Annotated in this window: 1 protein-coding gene; it reads right to left on the bottom strand. The window is 63.6% G+C overall.

Annotated features, from left to right (window positions below; all coding sequences use genetic code 11):
• Positions 1–4: 4 nt before the first annotated feature.
• Positions 5–1,198, bottom strand: a complete 1,194-nt coding sequence (tuf, locus tag EJO71_RS34215; protein ID WP_093356177.1) for an elongation factor Tu — start codon at positions 1,196–1,198, stop codon at positions 5–7.
• Positions 1,199–1,203: the final 5 nt, after the last annotated feature.

Raw genomic sequence — 1,203 nt, 5'->3', positions numbered from 1 at the left:
CGGCTTAGATGTCGAGGATCTTCGCCACGACGCCCGAACCCACGGTACGGCCGCCTTCGCGGATGGCGAAGCGCAGGCCTTCTTCCATCGCGATCGGGTTGATCAGCTTCACGGTGATGCTGACGTTGTCGCCGGGCATGACCATTTCCTTGTCCTTGGGCAGCTCGATCGCGCCGGTCACGTCCGTCGTGCGGAAGTAGAACTGCGGACGGTAGTTGTTGAAGAACGGCGTGTGACGGCCGCCTTCGTCCTTCGACAGGACGTACACCTCGGCGGTGAAGTGCGTGTGCGGCTTGATCGAGCCGGGCTTGCACAGCACCTGGCCGCGCTCGACTTCTTCGCGCTTCGTGCCGCGCAGCAGCACACCCACGTTGTCGCCGGCTTGACCCTGGTCCAGCAGCTTGCGGAACATTTCCACGCCGGTGCAGGTGGTCTTGACCGTCGGACGGATGCCCACGATTTCGATTTCTTCACCGACCTTGATCACGCCGCGCTCGACGGCGCCGGTCACCACCGTGCCGCGACCCGAGATCGAGAACACGTCTTCCACGGGCATCAGGAACGTGCCGTCCACGGCGCGCTCGGGCGTCGGGATGTACGTGTCCAGGGCTTCGGCCAGCTTCATGATGGCGCCTTCGCCCAGTTCGCCCTTGTCGCCTTCCAGGGCGAGCTTGGCCGAGCCGTGGATGATGGGGGTGTCGTCGCCGGGGAATTCGTACTTGTCGAGGAGTTCGCGGACTTCCATTTCGACCAGCTCGAGCAGTTCCTTGTCGTCGACCATGTCGCACTTGTTCAGGAACACGATGATGTAGCCCACACCCACCTGGCGAGCCAGCAGGATGTGTTCACGGGTCTGGGGCATCGGGCCGTCGGCGGCCGAGCACACCAGGATGGCGCCGTCCATCTGGGCGGCGCCGGTGATCATGTTCTTCACGTAGTCGGCGTGGCCGGGGCAGTCGACGTGTGCGTAGTGGCGGTTGGCCGTTTCGTATTCGACGTGCGCGGTGTTGATCGTGATGCCGCGTGCCTTTTCCTCAGGCGCAGCGTCGATCTGGTCGTAGGCCTTGGCTTCGCCGCCGAACTTCGACGACAGCACCGTGGCGATCGCAGCCGTCAGCGTGGTCTTGCCGTGGTCGACGTGACCGATCGTGCCCACGTTCACGTGCGGCTTGGTGCGGGTGAATTTACCTTTTGCCATTTTTC

The sequence above is a fragment of the Variovorax sp. 679 genome (assembly GCF_003952185.1).
In the GTDB taxonomy this organism is placed as follows: Bacteria; Pseudomonadota; Gammaproteobacteria; order Burkholderiales; family Burkholderiaceae_C; genus Variovorax.
Note: the sequence above shows the minus strand (reverse complement) of the source record. Positions and strands in the feature narration are given on the sequence as shown.

Excerpts from the sequence above, each read along its gene's own strand:
- tuf (WP_093356177.1), bottom strand. The coding sequence starts at position 1,198 with ATGGCAAAAGGTAAATTCACCCGCACCAAGCCGCACGTGAACGTGGGC.